The organism is Clostridium sp. UBA7339, from assembly GCF_002470865.1.
GTDB lineage: Bacteria > Bacillota > Clostridia > Clostridiales > Clostridiaceae > Clostridium_J > Clostridium_J sulfidigenes.
The window spans coordinates 985,704-1,009,769 of sequence record NZ_DKPI01000006.1 but is presented as its reverse complement, the minus strand read 5'-3'; the positions used below and the strand labels follow the sequence as shown (position 1 = coordinate 1,009,769).

22 protein-coding genes are annotated in these 24,066 nt (G+C 30.8%); 16 read left to right on the top strand and 6 right to left on the bottom strand.

Annotation, left to right across the window (positions count from 1 at the left end):
* The first annotated feature begins 15 nt into the window (after positions 1 to 15).
* Positions 16 to 1,365 carry a B12-binding domain-containing radical SAM protein gene (locus tag B2S02_RS08135; protein WP_346920527.1) on the top strand — a complete coding sequence of 450 codons (1,350 nt, stop codon included), beginning with the start codon at positions 16 to 18 and terminating at the stop codon, positions 1,363 to 1,365.
* Between the two features lie 129 nt (positions 1,366 to 1,494).
* Here the strand turns inward: B2S02_RS08135 and B2S02_RS08130 are convergent, their stop codons facing one another.
* The 3 genes from B2S02_RS08130 to B2S02_RS18245 form a co-directional block, all read right to left on the bottom strand.
* A complete protein-coding gene (locus B2S02_RS08130; RefSeq protein ID WP_346878459.1) occupies positions 1,495 to 1,788 on the bottom strand; it encodes a hypothetical protein in 294 nt (97 codons plus the stop codon).
* Positions 1,789 to 2,020: 232 nt separating this feature from the next.
* A complete protein-coding gene (locus B2S02_RS08125; RefSeq protein WP_346878460.1) occupies positions 2,021 to 2,914 on the bottom strand; it encodes a hypothetical protein in 894 nt (297 codons plus the stop codon).
* A gap of 291 nt (positions 2,915 to 3,205) precedes the next feature.
* Positions 3,206 to 3,496 (bottom strand): LytTR family DNA-binding domain-containing protein, encoded by a 291-nt coding sequence (locus tag B2S02_RS18245; protein WP_414632711.1) that lies wholly within the window; start codon positions 3,494 to 3,496, stop codon positions 3,206 to 3,208.
* 705 nt (positions 3,497 to 4,201) lie between these two features.
* Between B2S02_RS18245 and B2S02_RS08120 the strand changes: the two genes are divergently transcribed.
* Entirely contained in the window at positions 4,202 to 4,690 is a 489-nt protein-coding gene (locus B2S02_RS08120; protein ID WP_346920526.1) for a cysteine hydrolase family protein, read from the top strand.
* A 380-nt stretch (positions 4,691 to 5,070) separates the two neighbouring features.
* On the opposite strand, the gene B2S02_RS08115 is transcribed toward B2S02_RS08120, so the two are convergent.
* Positions 5,071 to 6,039 (bottom strand): AraC family transcriptional regulator, encoded by a 969-nt coding sequence (locus B2S02_RS08115; protein WP_346920525.1) that lies wholly within the window; start codon positions 6,037 to 6,039, stop codon positions 5,071 to 5,073.
* Between the two features lie 321 nt (positions 6,040 to 6,360).
* Here B2S02_RS08115 and B2S02_RS08110 point away from each other — a divergent pair, with 321 nt between their 5' ends.
* The 6 genes from B2S02_RS08110 to B2S02_RS08085 all read left to right on the top strand — a co-directional run bounded on the left by B2S02_RS08110 (position 6,361) and on the right by B2S02_RS08085 (position 13,618).
* On the top strand, positions 6,361 to 7,251 hold the full coding sequence (locus B2S02_RS08110; protein ID WP_346920524.1) for an ABC transporter substrate-binding protein: 891 nt from the start codon (positions 6,361 to 6,363) through the stop codon (positions 7,249 to 7,251).
* Between the two features lie 811 nt (positions 7,252 to 8,062).
* Positions 8,063 to 8,992: an ABC transporter substrate-binding protein gene (locus B2S02_RS08105; protein WP_346893840.1), complete on the top strand. Its 930-nt coding sequence runs from the start codon at positions 8,063 to 8,065 to the stop codon at positions 8,990 to 8,992.
* 25 nt (positions 8,993 to 9,017) lie between these two features.
* Positions 9,018 to 10,046: an iron ABC transporter permease gene (locus B2S02_RS08100; RefSeq protein ID WP_346879450.1), complete on the top strand. Its 1,029-nt coding sequence runs from the start codon at positions 9,018 to 9,020 to the stop codon at positions 10,044 to 10,046.
* The gene (locus B2S02_RS08095) at positions 10,043 to 11,056 is read left to right on the top strand and encodes an iron ABC transporter permease (RefSeq protein WP_346847239.1); all 1,014 of its coding nucleotides are present in this window, start codon (positions 10,043 to 10,045) and stop codon (positions 11,054 to 11,056) included. Before B2S02_RS08100 ends, B2S02_RS08095 begins: the two co-directional genes overlap by 4 nt.
* Positions 11,057 to 11,066: 10 nt before the next feature.
* On the top strand, positions 11,067 to 11,897 hold the full coding sequence (locus B2S02_RS08090) for an ABC transporter ATP-binding protein (RefSeq protein WP_346847240.1): 831 nt from the start codon (positions 11,067 to 11,069) through the stop codon (positions 11,895 to 11,897).
* Positions 11,894 to 13,618, top strand: coding sequence for an ABC transporter ATP-binding protein (locus B2S02_RS08085; RefSeq protein ID WP_346893842.1), 1,725 nt, complete (start codon positions 11,894 to 11,896; stop codon positions 13,616 to 13,618). The genes B2S02_RS08090 and B2S02_RS08085 overlap by 4 nt, the downstream gene beginning before the upstream one ends.
* Before the next feature lie 55 nt (positions 13,619 to 13,673).
* Here the strand turns inward: B2S02_RS08085 and B2S02_RS08080 are convergent, their stop codons facing one another.
* A complete protein-coding gene (locus tag B2S02_RS08080; protein ID WP_346893844.1) occupies positions 13,674 to 14,054 on the bottom strand; it encodes a metal-dependent transcriptional regulator in 381 nt (126 codons plus the stop codon).
* Positions 14,055 to 14,263: 209 nt separating this feature from the next.
* Between B2S02_RS08080 and B2S02_RS08075 the strand changes: the two genes are divergently transcribed.
* The 4 genes from B2S02_RS08075 to B2S02_RS08060 all read left to right on the top strand — a co-directional run bounded on the left by B2S02_RS08075 (position 14,264) and on the right by B2S02_RS08060 (position 18,900).
* Complete coding sequence (locus tag B2S02_RS08075; RefSeq protein ID WP_346920523.1) at positions 14,264 to 14,923, top strand: response regulator transcription factor; 660 nt, start codon at positions 14,264 to 14,266, stop codon at positions 14,921 to 14,923.
* Entirely contained in the window at positions 14,920 to 15,936 is a 1,017-nt protein-coding gene (locus B2S02_RS08070) for a sensor histidine kinase (RefSeq protein ID WP_346920522.1), read from the top strand. Before B2S02_RS08075 ends, B2S02_RS08070 begins: the two co-directional genes overlap by 4 nt.
* Before the next feature lie 140 nt (positions 15,937 to 16,076).
* Positions 16,077 to 16,844, top strand: coding sequence for an ABC transporter ATP-binding protein (locus B2S02_RS08065; protein ID WP_346920521.1), 768 nt, complete (start codon positions 16,077 to 16,079; stop codon positions 16,842 to 16,844).
* Positions 16,831 to 18,900, top strand: a complete 2,070-nt coding sequence (locus B2S02_RS08060; protein WP_346920520.1) for an ABC transporter permease — start codon at positions 16,831 to 16,833, stop codon at positions 18,898 to 18,900. The genes B2S02_RS08065 and B2S02_RS08060 overlap by 14 nt, the downstream gene beginning before the upstream one ends.
* Before the next feature lie 271 nt (positions 18,901 to 19,171).
* Here the strand turns inward: B2S02_RS08060 and B2S02_RS08055 are convergent, their stop codons facing one another.
* Entirely contained in the window at positions 19,172 to 20,170 is a 999-nt protein-coding gene (locus tag B2S02_RS08055; RefSeq protein WP_346877203.1) for an AraC family transcriptional regulator, read from the bottom strand.
* A gap of 174 nt (positions 20,171 to 20,344) precedes the next feature.
* Between B2S02_RS08055 and B2S02_RS08050 the strand changes: the two genes are divergently transcribed.
* Genes B2S02_RS08050 through B2S02_RS08035 form a run of 4 tightly spaced genes read left to right on the top strand, consistent with a single transcriptional unit; the run spans position 20,345 to position 24,066 of the window.
* Complete coding sequence (locus B2S02_RS08050; protein WP_346877204.1) at positions 20,345 to 21,289, top strand: ABC transporter substrate-binding protein; 945 nt, start codon at positions 20,345 to 20,347, stop codon at positions 21,287 to 21,289.
* Positions 21,276 to 22,268 carry an iron ABC transporter permease gene (locus B2S02_RS08045; RefSeq protein WP_346878463.1) on the top strand — a complete coding sequence of 331 codons (993 nt, stop codon included), beginning with the start codon at positions 21,276 to 21,278 and terminating at the stop codon, positions 22,266 to 22,268. The genes B2S02_RS08050 and B2S02_RS08045 overlap by 14 nt, the downstream gene beginning before the upstream one ends.
* A 1-nt stretch (position 22,269) precedes the next feature.
* Positions 22,270 to 23,277 carry an iron ABC transporter permease gene (locus B2S02_RS08040; protein ID WP_346847246.1) on the top strand — a complete coding sequence of 336 codons (1,008 nt, stop codon included), beginning with the start codon at positions 22,270 to 22,272 and terminating at the stop codon, positions 23,275 to 23,277.
* Positions 23,278 to 24,066, top strand: a complete 789-nt coding sequence (locus B2S02_RS08035; RefSeq protein ID WP_346920519.1) for an ABC transporter ATP-binding protein — start codon at positions 23,278 to 23,280, stop codon at positions 24,064 to 24,066.

Genomic DNA, 24,066 nt, shown 5'->3' with positions numbered 1-24,066 from the left:
AGGAGACAATTTATTGTGAAAATAAAGTTTATTTTACCAGCATTAGAAGAGGCAAAAAGTCCCTATTGGAGGCCTATAAAATATTCGCTGTTTCCTCCTTTAGGCTTGGCTACTTTAGCATCATTGTGTGATGACTCAGATGAAATAGAAGTAGTTGATGAACATATAGAAGAAATAAATTTAAATGATGAACCTGATTTAGTTTGTATTGAGAGTTATATAACTAATGCTAATAGAGCTTATGAAATTGCAGATTTTTACAGGAAAAGAGGAATAAAGGTTGCTATTGGTGGAATTCATGCAACATCATTACCTATAGAGGCTAAGAATCATGCAGATACTGTATTACTTGGTCTTGGAGAAAGAAGTTTCCCAGAGTTTTTAAAGAATTTTAAGGAGGGAAATATTAAGGAATTTTATGAGCAGGGGGAAGTTTCATTAGATAATCTACCACTGCCAAGAAGGGACTTATTTAAGCAGGAGAAGTATTTAGTTCCAAATTCCATGGTATTTTCAAGAGGGTGTCCTAATAAATGTTCCTTTTGTTATGTTAGTTCATTTTATAAAGGTGGAAAATCTTTTTTTGCATATAAAGTGGACAGGATATTAAAAGAAATTGAAAGTATGAAAGGGAGGCATTTATATTTTCTTGATGATAATATATTTGCGGATAAAAAGTTATCAAGGCAAGTTTTCAAGGAAATGAGGGGAATGAATAGAGTTTTCCAAGGTGCAATAACTGTGGATTCTATTCTTCAAGATGATACAATAGATCTTGCGTATGAGGCTGGATTTAGGAGTGTTTTTATTGGGTTTGAAAGTATTAATAAAGAGAACCTAATTCAAGCTAATAAAGGGTCTAACATAGGAAAAGATTATAGTAAAGCAATAAAAAAATTAGATGAATTAGGAATAATGATAAATGGAAGTTTTATTTTTGGACTGGATAGTGATACTTTAGATGTTTTTGATAGAACTACAGAATGGGCTATTAATAGTGGGATAACTACAGCAACTAATCATATTCTTACTCCGTATCCTGGTACGGGTATTTTTAGTAAAATGGATGAAGATAAGAGAATTATTACTAAGGATTGGAGACTATACGATACTAGGCATTTAGTATTTAATCACCCTCATATTACAAAAGAAGAAATGGAAAGTGGATATAATAGAGCTTATAAAGATTTTTATAGGTGGAGAAATATATATAAGGCATCAAAGGAACATGAAGAACTTAAAATGAGATTAAAACATTTCACCTATTCAGGGGCATGGAAAAAGTTTGAGCCAGTATGGAATTTTCTAATTAAGAATGAACTTCTTTCAAAGAGTAGAAGTACACTAGTAAGAACATTAAAGTAATTGAGTATTTAATGTAATAAGTAAATATCAACATGGATTAGCAATTATATATTAAAATGTAGCATAAAAGTTAAAAAGTTCCAATATTTTAATGTTGGAACTTTTATGGACTTCATGATAATATTTCAGTTACATATTATTACCAAGATTACAGTGTAATGTTAAGGAATCTTCAGAGAAAAGCCATAGTTGTGGATTTGTTGGATTGAATATCCACTTTTTATCTTTTATATTGTAAGTTAGTGTTGCGGTAGTATCAATATGATGATGCATTGTTTCAACTATAACTTTTATAATGATTGAATCATCACCCTTTAATTTTTTTCTTATACGACCGCCACTTTCTAAATAGAACTTTATATCATTATTAAGTGACCAAGCCTGATTTTTATTACTAGAATTATAAATATTAATATCAAACATTTCATTCCTCGCCTCCTACATATGATTTATAATATCAATAACATTTAAAACTTAATCAAGGATATTACCCATTGTTGGTACAAGATCACCTATAATCTTTGAGTTGTATTCCTTAGATTATGCTTTAATTGGAAATGTTCTATCATCATTATAATTAATAGGATTCTTGGAATATTGAAAAAATAAAAGAACCCTATTAATTACAGGATAATATTGTTAATAAACAACTAAATTAGGATATTGCTATACGTGGATAATTATCTAAATTAATATTAGTACCTAATAAAAACTCTCCTGTAGGAAGTTTTGATTCAATATTAAGAATCTTATCTATTGTATTAAGGCAATCAGTATATAACTTTCCTTGTGCCTTATCTAGAGCTGCTTTAAATTTAGTATAATCACTAGTTTTAGTATCTAAGACTGATGCTTTTAATGCACTAACACGAGATTCAAAATTAAAGTTAAAAGTTACATACTGTGTTTTTGAACAGTCATTTATAAATTCAGTTTGAGTAGCATTAACAGAAATATAGTAGTATTTTACTTTAGGAAAATAGATTAAATCTTTTCCAGTATTAATACCTTCATGACATTGACTCATTAAAGCTACCTCAAAATTTTTTTCTTTTTTTTCCCAACATGTTCTTAGTGTCTTACCAACTCCTTTTATGAAGTTTGTAATATCTGTTATTAATGCTTCGGGAAAAGCAACTGCATCAAAAATCATCTTAAACACTTCTGTACTAAATTCAGCGACAGCCTGTTTACTACTATAATTTTCAGTTTTTATCTTAAAACCAGCTAATCCACCAGCATCAACTAAAATATTTTCCATAAGATGTGTAACAGATTTGCTCCATTGAGAGGTAGGGGGTATATCATCAGGTAAAACCGCTTCAGGATGATCTTTTAGGTATGTATATACCTGAATACGTAGTGAAGAATAAAAATTACATATTTTATCACATAACTCTCTTCCTGGCTTATATTCAGTACTTTTACCTATAATCTCATTTGTTAGATTTACAAATGAGATTAATCCGTCAGAATCGCTAAATTTGCTTTCATCCTCTTTTAGATTGTTGTGATTTAAAATTAAGTCTAGATGATTTATACTTTCCATAATGTAAATTCTCCTTATTTTTAAATTTGTTTTGTATATTTAGAGTGTTTGGTAAATATTCACTAAAAATATAATTTGTATAACTTACGTTAACTCCCTTTACATAGGTTTGTAAAAAACTATTACATCCCTTATTGGTTTAATTGAAAGGTTTTTATTAGGTCAACCCTGTTGTATCTACACGTGTAATTTACATTAATATTATAAGGTCAATTTATTTTCAATATACTATTTAGTCCGTGAAAGTAAAATATAAGCATTAAACATCATAATATGGGTTCAAACTGCAAATTACCAGCAAACGATTTTTTTAAAATCTTTTATATATTTCCTTCCTACGGGTAATGTTTTTGTGTATTTTTCTAATTTTAAATCAAAGGTATAATTATAAGATGGGATAATTTCTAACACTTTTTCAAGATTCACGATATAGCCTTTATGACATCTAAAAAAGTTCCCATAGGGAAGTTTTTTTTCCCAGAATTGAAGTGAGTGCGGCACAGTATATATACAATTATCAACTGTAATGATTTTTATTTCATTGCTATAAGAATAAAAGTATAATACATTTTTTAAGTCAATAAGAAACTTTTTATTTTCTTTGGTAGCAATTATTTTTCTTAAAGGTAATAAATATGATACATCGCTATCAGTATTTATGACTGCTTGGATACCTTTATTTTTTAAAAAATTCTATTAGTTCATTTTCAATAGGTGTTTTAGAATTATAAATTATAGAATTCATATTTTGTTACTCTCCTTTATTTTAATTTTTTATTTTTAAAAATTTATGAATATTAGATTCTGTTATGAATAATGATTCATAATACGTAAAATTTATAGTAGAGTATAAGGTTTTATATTATGATATGTTAAAAAATATTAGTAAAAATGAGGGGAAATTATTTAACATTACATTTGCTTATTTCAATCATCTTATAAACATGGTATAGAAGATACGCTTACTGTGAAAAATAAATGTAAAATTATTCTATATTATAACCACAAAAATACTTACAAAACATTTTACTTATGCAGGTGCATAGAAAAAATTTGAGCCAGTATGGAATTTTCTAATTAAGAATGAACTTCTTTCAAAGAGTAGAAGTGCATTGGTAAGAACATTAAAGTAATTACTATTTAATTTAGGTGGTTTTATTTTTCAAAAAGTTGGGACTATTAATATTTAATGTATTATAATTAAATGGTATATATTTGTTAAATGCTAATATGAATTTCAATATATTTTCATGGGTAAGGTATAAAAATTTAAAGGGGTGTATAAGAATGAAAGCAGCGTTTCTAATAATTGACATGCAAAAAGGATGTTATGACTTTTGTAAATGTCAAAGAGAATTTGATGATGCAGTAGATTATATAAATGAGGCAGCACGTATGTTTAGGGAAAAAGGATTGCCTGTTGTTAAAGTATTAGATATTGAAGTGGGAGATGGTCCTGGTTCTGAGAAGTTTGAATTTGTTGATTCTATTAATGAGAGTACAGATGATATTGTTATACATAAAGAGTATAATAATGCATTTTTCAAGACAGAGCTTCATGCAAAGCTTCAAGAACTTGGAGTTGAATTTGTTGTTATAAGTGGATTTGCAGCAGAGTATTGCGTATTATTTTCTTATAATGGAGCAAAAGAGATGGGATATGGAACATCATTACTTCAAAATGGTATTTCAGGAGTTGAATATGAAGAAGTGAAAAAAATGCAACTCTTAAGACCAGTAATTAGTCTTGAGGCATTGGAATATTTTTTAAAGTAAGAAAAGCTTAGTTCCTAGGCACTAAGCAATCCTCAGAACAAAAGTAGATAATCCAAAGCGTTGATTTGGTGTAAGTCACTTTGGCAGCGTGCTTATTTTGTTTTAGAACTATTGGATTAGATATATGCTGTAAACTATGATTCTTAGAGAAAGTGCTAATCTTTGTGGTATGGAGCACTTTTTCTATTGTATAGAACTTATACATTGAGATATAGTCAGATGGATGTATAAGACCCTTGGCCTACATCATGAAACCCTCGACAATACAGAAATGTGTTGTAGAGGGTTATTTATCTTTTAGAATAAATAATAATGAACAGTATCATAAATAAATGATATTTATAGCAGTAACCATTGATATTACATAGTTAAGGTTGTGTTTATAAGTTAAAAGATTTTCTAAAATCACTAGGAGTAATTCCATGGATATCTTTAAATGCAGCGGCAAATTTAGCTGGATTTTTGTAGCCACATAGTTCAGATATGCCACGAATACTTAGATGGTCAGCAGATAAGAGCTGCATGGCTCTTTTCATGGTTTCTATTCGAATATATTTATAAAGAGGAATTCCATAATGATTTTTAAAAGATTCGCGAAGTTTACTTTCGCTCATTTCAGCTATTCTGCATAGTTCAATTGTATCTGGAGTATTTAAAATATCTTCATCAATCTTAGTCTTAACTTGATAAATCTTCTGCTCATTTTCCCAAGTAATGTAGTGGCGGCGGCTGCTTCTTCTTTTCGGGATATCAGGAAAGTTTCTAGTGATTGCAGACAAAAGATGCAAAGTCATCCCCTCAAAAGCAAGTAAAGGCATGTCTGTATTTCTTACAGCCCATCTAATTTGCTCTAAAATAAGCATTATATCAGGAGTGTTGTAATGTTGGGTTTTCCAGAGCTTCGCATCACCAACACTAATTTTAGGTGCATTAGTACGTTCTTTAAGAAAGGGTTTTATAAAATCATCAAAAATTAAAACACTGGTAAAACAATAGTGTACGTCTTTAGAGAAAGTAAAAGTAAATGGTTTTTGAGGATTAATAATTAAATTAGTGATTGGAGGAAGAGTTTGCCTCTTTTTCCCTTGATGTGAATAGACTATTTCTCCACAGTCAACACAAAAGATAATCATAAAAGGCTTACTTGAATTTATTGTATGTACTATCTGTTCACTTGGAGTAAACCAAGCACTTGAAACAAATAATCCCTTAGCAGCATTTATTTCTGCAATCCATCCATTTGACCAATGAGGAGGAAAATCATAAATATGTCCATTACCATAAGGCCTTTTAACAAAATTATATTTATCTGCTAAAGCACTCCAAGAAGAATCATTATATTCATTCATAAAATTTTTACCCCTCTCTTTTTTGATTTAAAGTAACAATATTATAGCATCATTTGAGAAGCGTTTTCAATAAGAACATAATCCGTTTTATTTAAATTACAATCCATAATAACGAGAAATATTTTCATTTAGCCCTTATAAAACAATAAGTTACTCTTATTTTAATAGAAAATCACTTCTGAAAAGGGGGTTTTTAAGCGATTGACAGTGGAATTTATAAATGCTACGCTTTTAAAAGTTAGACTAGTCTTACATTTATATATAACGCAGGTGCTAGCGGTATTAGATTAATATAAGATATTTATAAGGGAGAGATATAAAATGAAGAAATTTTTATCACTATTCTGTACAGCATTTATGGCTACTTTAATTTTAGCTGGTTGTTCTTCATCTAAGGATACTACTAAAGAAGAAGCTGTTCGTACTGTAAGTACTGTAAGAGGAGATGTTGAGGTTCCTGCTAATCCAGAAAGAGTTATTGCTACTTATGGAATGGGTGACATTTTGGCATTAGGAGTTAAACCAGTAGCTACTTATGATGCAAATGGGAGTGCTTATGAAAAGGAAGTAGAAGACTTACCAGTATGGGAAAACTTTGAACCAGAGGAAATAATGCAATATGATCCAGATCTTATTCTTATTGTAAACGAAGAAAAGATTGAGGAGTTTTCTAAAATTGCCCCTACAATTTATATTCCTTTCAGTACTCTTAGCATGGATGAGAGAATAACATTTTTAGGGGAGGTTCTTAATAAAAATGAAGAGGCATCAAAGGTGCTATTTGATTTTAAAGAAAAAATAAATGATGCAAAGGAACAATTAGTTTCTAAAGAAATTATGGATAAGAAATTCAGTATTTTTGAGAGTAGCCCAAATGGAGGTATTTGGGTGTATGGTGATAAATGGGGACGTGGAGGCGACCTAATTTACAGTCATTTCGGATTTAGAGCACCAGATGTCATACAGAGTGAAATTATAGGAAAAGATCAATATAGAGAGGTTTCTCTTGAATCAATTAAGGATTACGCTGGAGATTATATAATATTTAGTGGAGAGATAGGGGAATTAGAGGATAATCCAGTTTGGAAATCAATTCCCGCTGTTAAGGCAGGACATGTTATACCTATTGATTTTACACTGTTTTATGATATTGATATTTACTCAACGGGGGTACAGTTAAATTATATTATGGATAAATTACTAGAAAATTAATAAAAATAAATTAAGCTATAATATTCATGTAAAGAGATAGGAATTCTCTAATAAATTTTATAGCTTAATAATACAAGGGGCTGTATCAAAATAAATTTTGATCCTAGCCGATAAAAAAGGTGGATTCAGTAATTTGAATCCACCTTTTTGCACATAATAATTACATGAAAAAGATTATTAGTCTAAAACAGATGTAGACACAACTTTCATGAATATGAAAGAAGATCATATGAAAGATCTGACCAACTTACTTTAATTCCTTTTTTAGACGAACTAGAATCCAATATAGGAAAGAGATGTAAATCGATAACAGCTGGCGCCGGATAAGAAAGTGAAGAAAATTATAAATATTTAGAAAGTGAAAAAAGAAGCCGTATCAAGATTGATTTATGAAATCAATCTGATACAGCTCTTTAATTTTTTATAAGTTAAAATATTTTCTAAATAACAAGGAGTAATTCTATGGATATCTTTAAAGGCAGCAACAAATTTTGCTGGATTTTTATATTAGTATAGTTCAGATATACTACGAATACTTAGATTGTTGGCAGATAAGAGTTGAAAAACATAATCCATTTTATTTAAATTACAATCCATAATGATGAGAAGTATTTTCATTTAACTCTTATAAAACAATAAGTTACTCTTATTTTAATAGAAAATGACTTCTGAAAAGGGGTTTTTTAAGCGATTGACAGTGGAATTTATAAATGCTACGATTTAAAAAGTTAGACTAGTCTTACATTTATATATAACGCAGGTGTTAGCGTTATTAGATTAATATAAAATATTTATAAGGGAGAGGTATAAAATGAAAAAACTATTGTCATTATTTTGTGCAATATGTATGACTACTGTGATTTTTGCTGGTTGTTCTTCATCTAAGGATACTGCTAAAGAAGAAGCTGTTCGTACTATATCTACTGTAAAAGGGGATATTGAAGTTCCTGCTAATCCTAAGCGTGTTATTGCTAATTGGTATGTTGGAGATGTTATTACTTTGGGATTAAATTTAGTTGGATATAATGCTTGGGAACAAGAAAGTATGCCTTTTTATGATACTCTTAAAGCTTCTACAAAAATTGAAAAGTGGGAGCCTGAAGAAGTTATGAATTTAGAACCAGATCTTATTATTACATATGATGAGGCAGACTTTGATAAATTCAGTAAAATAGCTCCAGTTCTTGTTATTCCAGAAGGAGATATGGATTCTCTTGAACGTATAAAAACCATAGGAGAAGCTACAGGACGTAAGGCTGAAGCAGAGAAGGCGGTTTCTAACTTTGAAGAAAAACTTGCGGATGTGAAGAAAACTTTTAAAGGTGATACATTTGAAGGTAAAACTTTCAGTATTTTGGAAGATTGGGGAGCTACTGGTGAGTGGAGCGGTATATATTATGAGACAGGCTCTAGAGGTGGTACTTTAGTATATGAATATCTTGGACTTAAATATCCAGACAAGCTTAAAGAACTTATAGAAAAATCAGGAGAAGGACGTGGACATATAAGTTATGAAGTAGCCAATGAGTATTTTGGAGATTATATACTATGGTGTAGACAGGAAGGTAAGGAATCTGATTATGCAAAAACAGATATTTGGAAGAGTATCCCTGCAGTTAAAGAGGGAAGGGTTATAGAAATTCCAGCAAAGTATCAAGGACTTTTCTTTTATTCTGATGTTACAAGTCTTACTGAACAACTTGACTATATGGTTAATGCAATAAATTCATTAGCTAAATAATTCTAATTGAGAAAGGAAAATAAATATGCAAAATACCTATAATAAAAAGCGACAATTAGGGGCTTTGAATTTTACAATCTATATGATTACAGGGGTGGTTTTGCTGGTGATTATGTCAGCAGCATCAATTTCTTTTGGTGCTGCTGATATGAATTTGTCTACGGCATGGGGAGCCATTTTTAATTTTGACTCTTCTTTAACTGAACACCAGATTATTCAAACTCTCCGGCTTCCTCGTATAGCAGCTAATATAATTGTCGGGTCAAGCCTTTCCATATGTGGTGCTATAATGCAGGGAACCACAAGAAATCCTCTTGCTGATTCTGGACTTATGGGTATAAGTAGTGGTGCTTCTTTTGCTATAGCTTTTTGTATGACATTTTTACCTGGTGGAAGTTATGGACAGATGATGATTTTTGCATGTACTGGTGCAGCTGTTACTACAGGTATGACTTATTTTATTGCGTCTATTGGCAGAGGAGGCATGAAACCACAGAGACTTGTTTTAGCAGGTATTTCTATATCAATGCTATTTGGTGCTTTTAGCCAATATCTTTCTATTAAATATAGACTTGGGCATGCTTTAGCTTATTGGACTGCTGGAGGAACAGCAGGTGCTAAATGGAGTGAACTTGCTATAGTTTTCCCATTCTTTATTGTGGGCATAATTACAGCTCTTATTATATCACCTTCAATTACTCTTTTAAATCTTGGAGATGATGCAGCTATAGGTCTTGGACTTAATACTAAGAAGGTTAAAGCTATTTCTACTGTAGTTGTTTTAATACTTACAGGGCTTTCTGTAATTGTTGTTGGACCTGTTGGTTTTATAGGATTAATAGTACCTCATATTGTCCGCTACCTTATAGGCGTAGATTATAGATACATAATTCCAGCTTCAGGATTATATGGAGCTTTGATTACTGTGGCAGCAGATTTAGTTGGAAGGCTTATTAATAAGCCTTATGAGACTCCCATTGGAATTATTTTTGCTGTAATAGGGGTTCCGTATTTTCTTTATCTTACAAGGAAGCAAAGGAGGGAATTCCAATGAAGAAAAAGGGTTACTCAGTTTCACGTGGCTTAACTATTATTTTAGTACTTACCATTGTGCTGTTATTTGTGGCGGTAATAAGTGTGAACTCAGGTAAAATGAATCTATCTCCTTCAGAAGTCTTTAATGTTCTTCTTGGAAAAGGTACAGCTAAACAAAATCTTATAGTATATGATTTTCGTCTTCCTCGTATTGTATTAACTATTCTTGTAGGTATTGGTATGGGAACAGCTGGATGTGTAATGCAGAGTTTACTTCGCAATGATATGGCTAGTCCTGGAACTTTGGGAATAAGTTCGGGTTCAGGATTATTTGTATTATTGTTTATAGTTATTTTTAAGGTAGATAGTGTATCTTCAGCTATTGCTCTCCCACTTTTAGCTTTTATAGGTGGAATGACAGCAGCAGTGCTTATATTTTTACTTTCATATAAAAGAGGAAAAAGCATATCACCTACAGGATTAATTTTGACAGGTGTAGCTGTTGGAAGTGGATATAGTGCTATTACTATGATGCTTACTTTAAAGCTAGATGAGAAACAGATGGATTTTATTCAAAGATGGAGTGCAGGAAGTCTTTGGGGAGACAATTGGACGTATATTTCTATTCTTGCACCTTGGATATTGATTCTATTTTTATATGTACTTTATAAATCTCGTACTTTGAATACTTTAAACCTTGGTAATCAAACTGCAACAGGATTAGGAGTAGCAGTAAAGAGAGAATTCATAGGTCTAGCTGTAGCAGCTGTTGCTCTATCGTCAGGCAGCGTGGCCTTAGGTGGAAACTTCTTTTTTGTTGGAATGATTTCTCCACATATGGCGAGAAAGTTTGTAGGCTCAAATCATAAATTATTGATTCCTACCGCATCTCTAGTAGGCTCAATAATTATTCTATTATCAGACACTATTACTAGAACTATAAGTCTTGGAACCGATGTTCCTACAGGAATTATTATTACTGTATTAACTACACCGTACTTCTTATATTTATTAGTAAAGTCAAATTAAGGAGGTTTGTATGAAAAGTATTGAAACTAAAAATTTAGATATAGCTTATGATGATACTCTCATTGTAAGGGAATTAAATATGCAGATACCAGAGGGAAAGATAACTTCTATTATAGGAGCAAATGGATGCGGTAAATCAACTATTTTAAAAGCAGTTGGACGTATATTAAAGCCTAAAAAGGGTGTAGTACATCTAAGTGGACAAGATATAAGTAAATTGCCTACAAAAGAAATAGCCAAAAAGATGGCAATACTTCCTCAAACTCCTACTGCACCAAGTGGACTTACTGTAGGTGAGTTAGTTGCATATGGACGTTTCCCTCATCAAAAAGGTTTTGGAAATCTCACAGAAGAAGATAAAAGAATTGTTAAATGGGCTTTAACTGCAACTAAGTTAAGTGAGTTTGAGAGAAGAGAAGTTGATGCTTTATCAGGAGGGCAAAGACAGAGAGTTTGGATTGCTATGGCTCTAGCACAGCAAACTGATTTAATTTTATTAGATGAACCTACTACTTACCTTGATCTTGCTCACCAATTAGAGGTTTTAAAGCTTTTATATGAGCTTAACCGTAATCAAAAGTGTACTATTGTTATGGTACTTCATGATTTAAATCTTGCTGCAAGATTTTCTGATTATATTATTGCTATTCAAAAAGGCGCTATCATAAAACATGGAACTCCTGAGGAAGTTATGACTCCAGAGGTCCTTAGAAAAACCTTCAATATCAATGCTGATGTTGTTATTGAACCTAAGAGTAATCGTCCAGTATGTATTACCTATGATATTGTAGATGAAAATGAGGATGTAGAGTTGAAGGAAAAGGAGGCAGTGGGCATATGAGAACTACCTTACGTATTTTTATGGGAGCCAGAAAATATTGGATTTATTTGATATTAGCATTAATAGCCGTTATTATTTCCACCATAGCAGGATTTTATAATCCATGGGCCCTAAGAGAGCTTACAAGTATAGCAACAGAAGGAAGCGCTGATTTTGGAGCCCAATCTTTACGAATAGGATTGATGCTTTTAGTTGCAACTGTACTTCAATCAGCTGGAAGTTCTATTTCAGGATATTTAAACCATCATGCAGCTTTACATTATGTTGCAGATATGAGAACAGAACTTTACTCTAAGCTTCAACATATGGGGCTTAAGTATTTTAATAAAAGTCGTACAGGAGATTTAACTAGCAGAGTTATTAATGATGTTATGGAGGTAGAGATTCTTTTAGCTCACGTAATTCCTGATTTTGTTGTTAATATATTGACTTTCGTAGGTGTTGGGGTATTATTATTTTCTATTAATGTAAAGTTGGCTTTTTTAAGTCTTGTTACTATTCCTTTTCTTATTATGATTACTCTTTGGCAGAGTAATCATCTTTCTCCTATATGGAAGCAGAATTCTATGGTTAGGGGAGAACTTTCTGGTACTGTTCAAGATAATTTTTCTGGAATTAAAGAAATACAGATATTCAATCAACAGGAAAGAGAAGAAAAAAGGATTAAGAACCTTTCTATAAAACATAGTAAAGCATACTTAAAGGCAAGCTTCTTTTTTGAAACCACTTTTCCACTTCTTGCATTTTTCACTGCGCTAGGTTCTGTTATAGTTATAATATTTGGTGGATTTATGGTTTCAAGAGGAGAAATTAACATTGGAGATATTGTAGGATTTTCTATGTATCTTGGTATGTTTTATGGACCTATAAAGAGTTTTTCAAGACTTATGGAAATGTCAGGTACCGCACTTGCAGGGTGTAGACGCGTTTTTGAGGTTATGGATGAAGTTACAGATGTTAAAGAGAAAGTTAATGCAAAGAAAATGTATAAGGTTAAAGGAGAAATTGACTTTAAGGAAGTTTCTTTCTCTTACAATGATGAAGTAAACATTTTGCAAAATATAAATTTAAAAGTAAATCCAGGAGAAACTGTAGCTTTTGTTGGGGCAACTGGAGTGGGCAAAACCACAATAGCCAGTCTTTTAAACCGCTTTTATGATCCTCAGAATGGAGGTATTTTAATTGATGGAATAGATATTAAAAATGTAACTTTAAAGAGTCTTAGAGATAATATAAGCATGGTTTTACAGGACACCTTTTTATTTAACGGAACAATTTATGAAAACATTGTTTATGGCTGGAAAGAAGCTACTAGGGAGCAGGTTCTTAAGGCTTCAAAGGCGGCTAATGCTCATGATTTTGTTGAAAACTTAGAAGATGGTTATGATACCATAATAGGAGAGCGTGGAGTACGTCTTTCTGGAGGACAGAAACAGAGGATTTCCATAGCTAGAGCAATCCTTAGAAATTCACCTATTCTTATTTTGGATGAAGCTACATCAGCTCTTGATACAAAAACAGAGAAAGAAATCCAAGCTGCATTAGATGAAATTTCAAAAGATAGAACAACTATAGTAATTGCCCATAGATTATCAACTATCCGTAATGCAGATAAAATTGTAGTTCTAGAAGGAACAGGCATTAAAGAAACGGGAACCCATGATGAGCTGATTCGTTATGGAGGAACTTATGCTATGCTATATAGAAGTCAGGTATCTTAAATGTAAAAAAATAACGATTTAAAATTGCAAAAGCAATTTTAAATCGTTGATTTTTTTATTTATTATTATGTTTTGAAAGAAATTTTTGCATAGCATAAACAGAATCTGAACTAATAACGTGTTCTATAGCACAAGCGTCTTCATCTGCAATAGAACTATCGATGTTTAGAATTTTTATAAAGAAATCTTTAATAATATGATGCTTTTTAGATGTAGATCTAGCTATTTCTAAGCCTAAAGGAGTTAAAAATATTTCCTTGTATCTTTCATTAGTTATAAGTCCTTTTTCAGCTAAAGTTACCATAGCGCTATTAGTGCTGGCTTTAGTTACTCCAAGCTTTTCTGCTATGCGAGTCATTTTAACTCCTTTACCTTCTTCTGATAACTCATAGATAGCTTCTAAATAATTTTCCATTACAAAAGTAAGTTTTTTCATACAAATCTCCTGTGATTTTTAAAGTTAATTTTATTCACTCTACATTAATAAAATGTCTTTTAATAATAATAACATATTTTATATGGAGTTCCCAGAATACAGATATAATATATTGATCCAGAAATGTATTAAATATATTACATTTCTGTATAGGTTTTAGAAATAACTTTTAATTTAAAGTATAATTATTATTAAGAGGAGTGATTTTTATGAAGATTTTAATAGTTGAAGATGATATAGAGTTAAGGAATGAGCTTAAATTATTATTATATGATAATGGCTATGAAGCTATGATTTTACCTTCTTTTTATAATGCTAAAGAGAAAATTTTAGCTGTTGATCCAGACTTAGTTTTGCTAGATATAAAGATACCCAATACTAATGGTCAACAGCTTCTGAAGGAAATTAGAAAGGAATCTGATGTACCAGTAATTATGGTGACTAGTAAGGATAGTGAGTTAGATGAGGTTTTAAGTATGAGTTATGGTGCTGACGATTATATTACAAAGCCATATAACCCAGCATTATTACTTCTACATATTGAAGCTTTATTTAGGAGAATGAACAAGATTAATAATACTGAAAGCTATAGAGGTGTTAAGGTGAATCTACTAAAAAGTACACTAGAGAATGGTGATAAGGAGTTATTGCTTTCAAAAAATGAAATGAGTATATTTTACTTCTTATTAAATCATCAGGGAGAAATTGTTACAAGGAACCAAATTATGAATCACCTTTGGGGAGAGGATAAATTCATTGATGATAATACCCTTACAGTTAATATAACAAGATTAAGAAAGAAGCTAGAAAGTATAGAGCTTAAAGGTGTTATTGAGACTAGAAGAGAGCAGGGGTATATTCTAATATGAAGCTAAAGGATTATTTAGGTGATAAAGCTATAATTATTTTAATGTATATATTTCTTATGGTTCTTATATTATTTTTTCTCATCATGTTCAAGGTGCCAATGGCATTAATAACATCTATTGCAATTGTGCTTTTTATTTTTGGAGCAATGATGATAGTCTATGATTATTTAAGTAAAAGATCTTTTTATAATGAGTTTCAAAGGAGACTAGAAGGCCTTGATAAGAAGTATTTAATAACTGAGATGGTGAACAAGCCTAACTTTTTAGAGGGGAGGCTGCTTTGTGAATTCCTTTATGAAATAGATAAGTCTATGAATGAGGATATTGAAGAGTACAGAAGAAGCATAAGAGACTTTAAGGAATATATTGAGCTTTGGATTCATGAAGTTAAGTTGCCTATTGCTAGCTGTGTTTTAATTTCACACAATAATAAGGTTGATGCTAATAAAAAGGTGGGAGAACAGCTTAAACGTATAGAGAATTATGTAGAGCAGGTTTTATATTTCGCTAGAGGAGAAAATTCAGAGAAAGATTATCTAATAAAGAGATGCAACCTTAAAGATATAATAAATACTGTGATTAAAAAGAATAAAGATACTCTTATTTTGAAAAATATAAGAGTTCAAATGGAAAATACAGAGGTACAGGTGTTAAGTGACAGTAAGTGGCTTGAATTTATTATAAATCAGATACTTAGTAACAGTATTAAGTATTGTAGTGACAAAGATCCAAGTATATCCTTTAAAGTTGTAGTGGAGGGGACTCAAAGTACCTTATATATTGAAGATAATGGTATTGGAATAAGTGAAAAAGATATTTCTAAGGTCTTTGAGAAGTCCTTTACGGGGGAAAATGGCAGACAAGTTTCAACTTCTACAGGAATGGGCTTATACCTAGCACAGAAGTTATGTAAAAAGCTTGGTCATAGTATAGACATAGCCTCAGTAAAGGAACAGTTTACTAGAGTATCAATTATCTTTAACAATAATGAATATTATGAAGTTTTAAATTAGTATAGGTTACAGCGGCGTAAGGTAATGTAATATACTTCGATGTTTATGTACCTAATCTTTTTATATAATTTATATTGTAAGGAACAATTGTTATGGGTTAGTGAAAGTATTGAACCCAATATAAGAAAGGTGGATACAGAATGTCAAAGGTATTAAAAATTGAGGGCATTAGTAAGTATTATGGAAATAAGTCTAATCTTACTAAAGCTATTGATGATATTTCATTAGAGGTTGAAAAGGGAGAATTTGTTGCCATTATGGGAGCTAGTGGTTCAGGAAAAACTACACTTCTAAATGTAATTTCCACTATAGATAAGGTGACAAGTGGTCATATGTTTATTGAAAATGAGGACATTACAAAGCTTAAAGGAAATGCTTTAAATAGATTTAGGAGAGAGGAGCTGGGCTTTATCTTTCAAGATTTTAATCTTCTTGATACCCTTACAGCCTATGAAAATATTGCTTTAGCACTACAGATACAGGATGTAAAGTTTAAGGAAATTGAAGAGAGGATTAAGAGTGTAGCGGAAAAGCTAGGTATCACTGAAGTGTTAAATAAATATCCTTATGAAATGTCTGGAGGACAAAAGCAGAGGATAGCAAGTGCTAGAGCTATCATTACAAATCCAAAGCTGATTTTAGCTGATGAGCCGACAGGAGCCTTAGATTCTAAAAGCTCTAAGATGTTGTTAGAAAGACTTAAAAGTTTAAATGCGGATATAAAGGCTACAATTCTCATGGTTACACATGATGCTTTTACAGCTAGTTATGCTTCTCGTGTAATATTTATTAAGGATGGAAAGATATTCAATGAATTTATAAGAGGAAATGACACAAGAAAGGAACTCTTTAATAGAATTATAGATATGGTATCGTTACTTGGAGGGGATGCAAATGATGTTATTTAAGCTATCCTTGAAAAATATAAAGAAAAGCTTTAAGGATTATCTAATATACTTCTTTACTCTTATTTTAGGAGTAGCTATATTTTATGTTTTTAACTCCATTGATGGTCAGAATATTATGGTTACCATGTCTAAATCAACTAGTGAAACATTTCACATGATTAATAAGGTATTATCATCAGTAAGTGTCTTCGTTTCATTCGTCCTAGGATTTTTGATAATTTATGCTAGTAGTTTCTTGATGAAGAGAAGGAACAGGGAATTTGGTATATATATGACATTAGGAATGAGCAAGGGAAGAATATCTAAAATCTTATTTTTTGAAACTCTTTCCATTGGAGCAATATCCTTAGTCATAGGTCTTGGAATAGGTATTGCTTTATCACAGATTATGTCTATTGTTGTAGCTAATATGTTTGATGCAGATATGAGTAAATTCACCTTTACTTTTTCATCTTCAGCTATGGTGAAAACTATTATTTATTTTAGTATTATGTACATAATTGTTATGATATTTAATACAATACAGGTAAGTAGATGTAAGCTTATTGATTTAATTCAAGCAGATAAGAAGTCAGAGAAGGTTAAAATGAAGAATCCATATCTATGTGTCATAGTGTTTTTGTTTTCAACAGTGCTTCTTGGATATGCCTATTATAATGTTACAACAGGAGCAAGTAACTTAGTGGAATTTTCAGATGTATCAAAGCAGATAATTTATGGTGTAGTGGGAACCTTTTTAATCTTTTGGTCTTTATCAGGCTTTATTTTAAAGGCTGTAATGTCTATGAAGAACTCTTACTATAAAAAGCTTAATAGCTTTACCATAAGACAGTTTAGTAGCAAGATAAATACAATGGTATTTTCCATGACAGTTATATGCTTAATGTTATTTTTAACTATTTGCATATTCTCTAGTGCAGTATCCGTAAACACTGCTACTAAGGAGAATTTACGACATAACGTTCCAGTAGATATTCAGATTCAAAAGATGGCAGATTTATCAACAGCAGATGTAGATGGTGATGGAAATCCATACACTGAGGGAAAAATAGAGGATTCTAAAATTTCCATTGAAGAAACATTAACAAAAATGAATTTTAATGTGAAAGATAATTTAAAGGATGTTTTTGAATTTTACAGCTACAAAACAGAGGAGGTTACCCTTAAGGATACTCTAGGAAGTACTTTCTCTAGTATTGAGGAGGTCTTTCCAGACTTATATTTTTCAGACCTACAGGAGTTAGTAAAAATTAGTGATTATAATGAGATAGCAAAGCTTTATGGATTGACACAGTATGAGCTAGGAGATAATGAATATATGGTTCTTTGTAATTATGACAGTATGCTGGATATTAGAAATGAAGCCTTGAAGAATGAAGCTACAATTACTATAGATGATCATAAATACACTCCTAAATTTGACCATTGTGAGGATGGATTTATCACTATGACTTCAGAGAAGATGAATATGGGAATTATTATTGTGCCAGATAACGCAGTTAGCAAGGCTATGAAAAATCGAAGTTTTTTAATTGCTAACTATAATGCTACTAACAAGGTGGATAAGCAAAAAATCGAGGATAAAATATTAAATTTAGACAGCAGTAGCTATGCACAAAATTCTGGATTGTATATTAACACTAAGATAGCAATTAATGATAGGAGTATATGCAGGTCAGCTATGGCTGTATTCCTTGGAATATATCTTGGTATAGTATTTTTAATTTCTAGCGCTGCCATTTTGGCCTTAAAGGAGCTATCTGAGTGCTCAGATAATATAAAGAGATATAGCATTCTTAGAAGACTAGGTGCAGATGAAAGGATGATTAATAAATCAATATTTAGGCAGATTGGTGTATTCTTTGCATTCCCATTGGTTTTAGCAGTTATACACTCCATATTTGGAATACAGGTGAGCAATCTTATACTTCAAACCTTTAGAAAGGCAAATATACTTCCATCAATAGTAATGACAGCAGGCTTTTTAATAGTAATATACGGAGGATATTTTATCATTACCTATTTATGCTGTAAGAATATAATTAAAGAAGATTGATTTTTATATCATAAAGCCTGTCTTATAAAACTAATGATAAAATATTATTTTATTTGGATACTTTTCACTTAATATAAATAGTCAAATGGTTATAGTTTTTAGATTATGAATTTAAGAGGCAAAAGCACTATTCTTTTAGGGATAGAAGCTTTTGCCTTTGCTATTAAGTGCTTGTTAACTCCAAGAAGTCTAATCTCAGAAGATTTATAGAACAAAACTACAGTAATTTCGCTATATACATCATTTTTAAGTTATATATCCATGGATTTCGTTATTTTGTTTTTCTGAATTTCAATGGAGTTTTTCCATAAGTCTTTTTAAACATTTTAGAAAAGTTTGCAGAATAATTATAACCAACTTTTTGAGATATTTCTTCAATACTTAAATCTGTGGTAGATAAGAGGTTTGCAGCAATATTCATTTTAATATGATTGGTGTATTCCCCAATGGACATATGATAATGCTTTGAAAATCCTGCTTTTAATTTTTGTTCGTTCAAAAATACCATCTTACTTAAAGTACTAATATTAGGAGGGTTATTATAATTTTTTTCTAAAATATCATGGACTTTTTGAATAGCATGGATATCAGACGAGGTTAGTTTTATTATTCTGTTAGCACCAATATTAATATTTCCATAGTTAATTTGATTAGTAAAAGCATTCTCAGGTTTAGTGGACTCATTTATTAATATAGCTATGCACTCTAAAATTTTACTTTCTAGATAAATACTATTTAAGGAATTTTCATAAGTTAAACTTTGTAACTGATTAATAATATCTATAATTCCTAAGGGTAGATAAGTATAGGTATAATTTTTAATAAAAGAATCAAAATCCATTATCTTTGGAAAGTTAGGTTTTATTATTTCTTTAAAATAATTTTCGTATATAGTGATTTCAGTTCCATGAAAATGTTGTCCTTTTTTCCAATGCTGTTCACCTTTTAGATTTTTTTCAATGACAAAGAAGGATGAAGGGGTAAAGGATGAAACAGGATTATTTTCAATTTTAAATTCTGTAATTCCTTTATAAACTAAACCAAAACGCATTAAATATTCAGGATTATCAAAGTATATGGAAAAATCCTCAGGTATTGTATAGTCTGCAATACCTAAATTATAATAACCATCTCTTGAATAAGTAATTAAGTGGCCAAGTTCAGGCTTATTTTTATTTGTATATAAAGTATAGTTTTTACTTTCAATTTTACTAAAGCATAATTTATTTAAAACCACAGATTTAAATTCTTCACTAGATTTTACTATCATAAAAATCCTCCTTCTTATAAATAATATTATATATAATTTGTAATTAATCAAGGGAAAATACTTTATTTAGATGTAAAAATAATTAAATTAGGTGCAAATATTGTTATGATAATGATAATCATATACAATTAGCTTTGCTAATATAAGAATTTAATTATTGAAAGGAAGATATAGATGAAAAGAAAATCAGTATTAAAAGCAATTCTAGCTACCTGTATGACATCAATGATTTTAGTTGGTTGTTCAAATACTTCAACTGTAGAAGAAAAAAGTAAAACCGTTACAGTAACAGACGTTAGAGGAGAAGTTGAAATTCCAGAGAATCCTGAAAGAATAGTTGACTTAAGTGGTAATAGTGATATTTTATCAATTTTAGGATATAAGGTAATCGGAACTGCTAATAGTGATGCTTACGATTATACAAAATTCCCTACATATTTAGAAGAGACATTAAAAGGTGCAACTATATTAGGTTATAGCATGCAAGATACTATGGATGTTGAAGCAATAATGAACTTAGATCCAGACTTAATTGTCATATCAACAGTGCAAGAAAAAATGTATGATCAATTAAGTGAAATCGCTCCAACTGTAATGATTAAATTAGAAGCTTTAGACTGGAAGGAAGATGTTAAGTCTTTAGCAAAGGTATTTAATAAAGAAGAGGCTGCAAATACTTGGTTAGAAAATTACGATAAAAAGTCAAAAGAAGTTGGAGATAAGATTAAAGAAACTTATGGTAAAGATACAACTTATTTATCTTTCTTAGCTAGTGGTGGTCAATTCTATGTATTTGATGGAGCAGGTTTTGGTAATGTTTTATATGAAGATTTAGGATTAGCTAAACCTGAAGGTATGCCAGAACAAAATGATATAAGTTTACCAGTGGTAACCTATGAAGGATTAGCGTCAATAAAATCAGATTATATATTTGTGATTGCAACAGATGAAGATTTAAAAGTACTTGAAGAGAATGGGGTATGGAATAATTTACCTCAAGTAAAAGAAGGTAAAGTTGTTAAACTAGATTCTTCACCTTACTTTGTACAAGGCTATAGTTCAATAGGTAGACAAGTGCTTTTAGACGAAATAATGGAGATGTTAAATGAAACAAAATAATAAAAATACAATAACTTTTATAGTTTGTAGTATTTTTATTCTAATAATCGGTGTATTCCTAGCTATTAGTCTAGGAGTCACCAATATTGGAATATCAGAAGTTTGGAATAGTATTTTTAATTATAGTGAAACTATAGAACCTATGCTAATCAGAGATATGCGTATTCCTAGGGCCCTTACAGTGTTACTCACAGGGGGGATTTTGGGAGTGACAGGAGCTATGATTCAAGGAGTTACAAGAAATCCAATAGCAGAGCCGTCCCTTCTTGGAGTAAGTCAAGGGGCAACTATGGTTATAGCTATATTTTATGCTGTTGGGATTACTATAAATACTACAAATGTTATGATAGCTTCATTAATTGGGGCAATCTTTAGTGGAATTATAGTGATGGGATTTACATCAAGAAAATCAAATAATAGATCTATAGCAAAAATACTTTTGGCAGGTACTGCTATGAGTACTTTCTTTATTTCTTTAACAACTATAATAGGACTTTTATCAAATAAATCTCAGTTTATTGCTTTTTGGGTTTCAGGAGGTTTCAGAAATGCAACCTGGGCAGATTTTAATTTAGTTGCAATAGTTGGAATCCTAGGTTTAATAATAGCTATTTTCCTATCAGAGAAAATAAATATTCTAAGCTTAGGAGATAATGTGGCAATTAGCCTTGGGCAAAATCCAGAAAAAATAAGACTAATAACTTTCCTTGTTATGATACCAATGTGTGCAGCGGCTGTGGCTGTTGGTAAAAATATAGCCTTTGTTGGACTTATAGTTCCACAAATAGTAAGAAAAATATTTGGAGAAGATTATAGAAAAAATATACCTTTTTCTTTCTTGTTAGGTGCAATACTATTAACTTATTCCGATATAGCTGCAAGAATGGTGTATAGTCCTTATGAAACCCCTATTGGAATTTTTACAGCCTTAATAGGTGTTCCATTCTTTATAGCTGTAGCAAGAAGGGAGCGAGGTTGATATGAAAAGAAAAAGATTTAAAATAATAATCTCAATGTTATTTATTTTATTACTTGCATCTTTAATTATGTATTTATGTTGGGGAACTTATAAAATATCACCTTTAGATAGTATAAAAACTTTATTAGGTCAAGGAACAAAACTTCAAAATGCAGCAATTTTAAATCTTAGACTCCCTAGAATGTTAGTTGGAATTTCTGTGGGTATTGCTTTATCTACAGCAGGAGCACTGTTGCAGACTATAACAAAAAATGATCTAGCAGATTCAGGGATAATTGGTATTAATGCTGGAGCAGCAGTGGCAGCAGTTATATTTGTTTCATTAAAAACTTTAAATTACTATAGTACACTTGGCCCTCTATCTGTTTATGTATTACCATTTATGGCCATTATAGGTGCAGGAATTTCAGCCACTATAATTTACTTATTATCAAGTAGAAATGGAGTTAAACCAAAGAGATTACTACTTATAGGACTTGGCCTAAATGCGGGATTAAATGCTTTTATTACCTTCTTTACTTTTAGAGGTGGAGTTGGTGATTACAATAGAGTATTAATTTGGACATCTGGAAGCCTTTGGGGAGCAGGATGGAACTATGCAAAAGTAATTATTCCCTTAGTTACTTTAATGTTTATGGTTGTATTATTGGATTATAAAAAGTTAGATGCTCTTAATTTATCTGATGAACATGCAATTTCTCTTGGCTTAAACTTAAATAGGGAAAGAAAAAAGTTTTTATCCTATGCGGTTATTCTTGCTGGTGGAGCTACAGCTTTTGCAGGAAATGTAGGATTTATTGGATTAATATCTCCTCATATAGCAAGAAAGTTAGTTGGGCCCTATCATAAAAATTTCTTATGGGTATCTGGAATTATAAGTATAGTAATAGTTTTATTTGCTGATGCAGTTTCAAGAAACTTATTTTCTCCAATTGAAATACCTGTAGGAATCACAATTTCAATATTCGGAGTGCCATATTTTATTTATTTAATGATGAAGGAGAAATAGATGGAAGCTATTAGTGTAAAAAATTTATCAGTAGCCTATGAAGATAATCTCATAATAGATGATATGAATCTTTCCATTCCTAAGGGTAAGATAAGTATTATTATAGGGGCAAACGGATGCGGAAAATCAACTCTGCTAAAAACAATAGCAAGGGTAATAAAGCCTAAAAATGGAGATATCTTTATAAATGGAAAAGATATAAAAATACAAAAAGAGAAGTATATAGCAACACAAGTGGCCTTTCTACCTCAAGGCCCAGTGTGTCCAAGTGGAATTACTGTAAAAGAATTAGTTGCTTTTGGAAGATTTCCACATCAAAAACTCATAGGTGGACTTAAGGCTCATGATAAAGAAATTATTTATTGGGCAATAGAGGAGACAGGACTTACGGATTTTGCAGATAGAGAAATAGAAAATTTATCTGGAGGACAAAGACAAAGGGCTTGGATTGCAATGACCTTAGCACAAGAAACAGATATAATTATGCTAGATGAGCCAACCACTTATTTGGATATGTCTTATCAGCTTGAAGTATTACAAGTGTTAGAGAAATTAAATAAAGAAAAAAACATTACTATTATCATGGTGTTACATGAGTTAAATAATGCTTGTAGGTTTGCAAGTAATATTATCGGACTTAAAAAAGGCAAGGTTATTTGCCAAGGTACCCCTATGGAAGCTATAACTAAAGAAAACTTAAAAGAGATTTATGGAATTCATGGTAAGTTGCAATTAAGTGAAAATAAAAATTACCCTATATGCATAGATTATGAACTTATAGGGGGATAA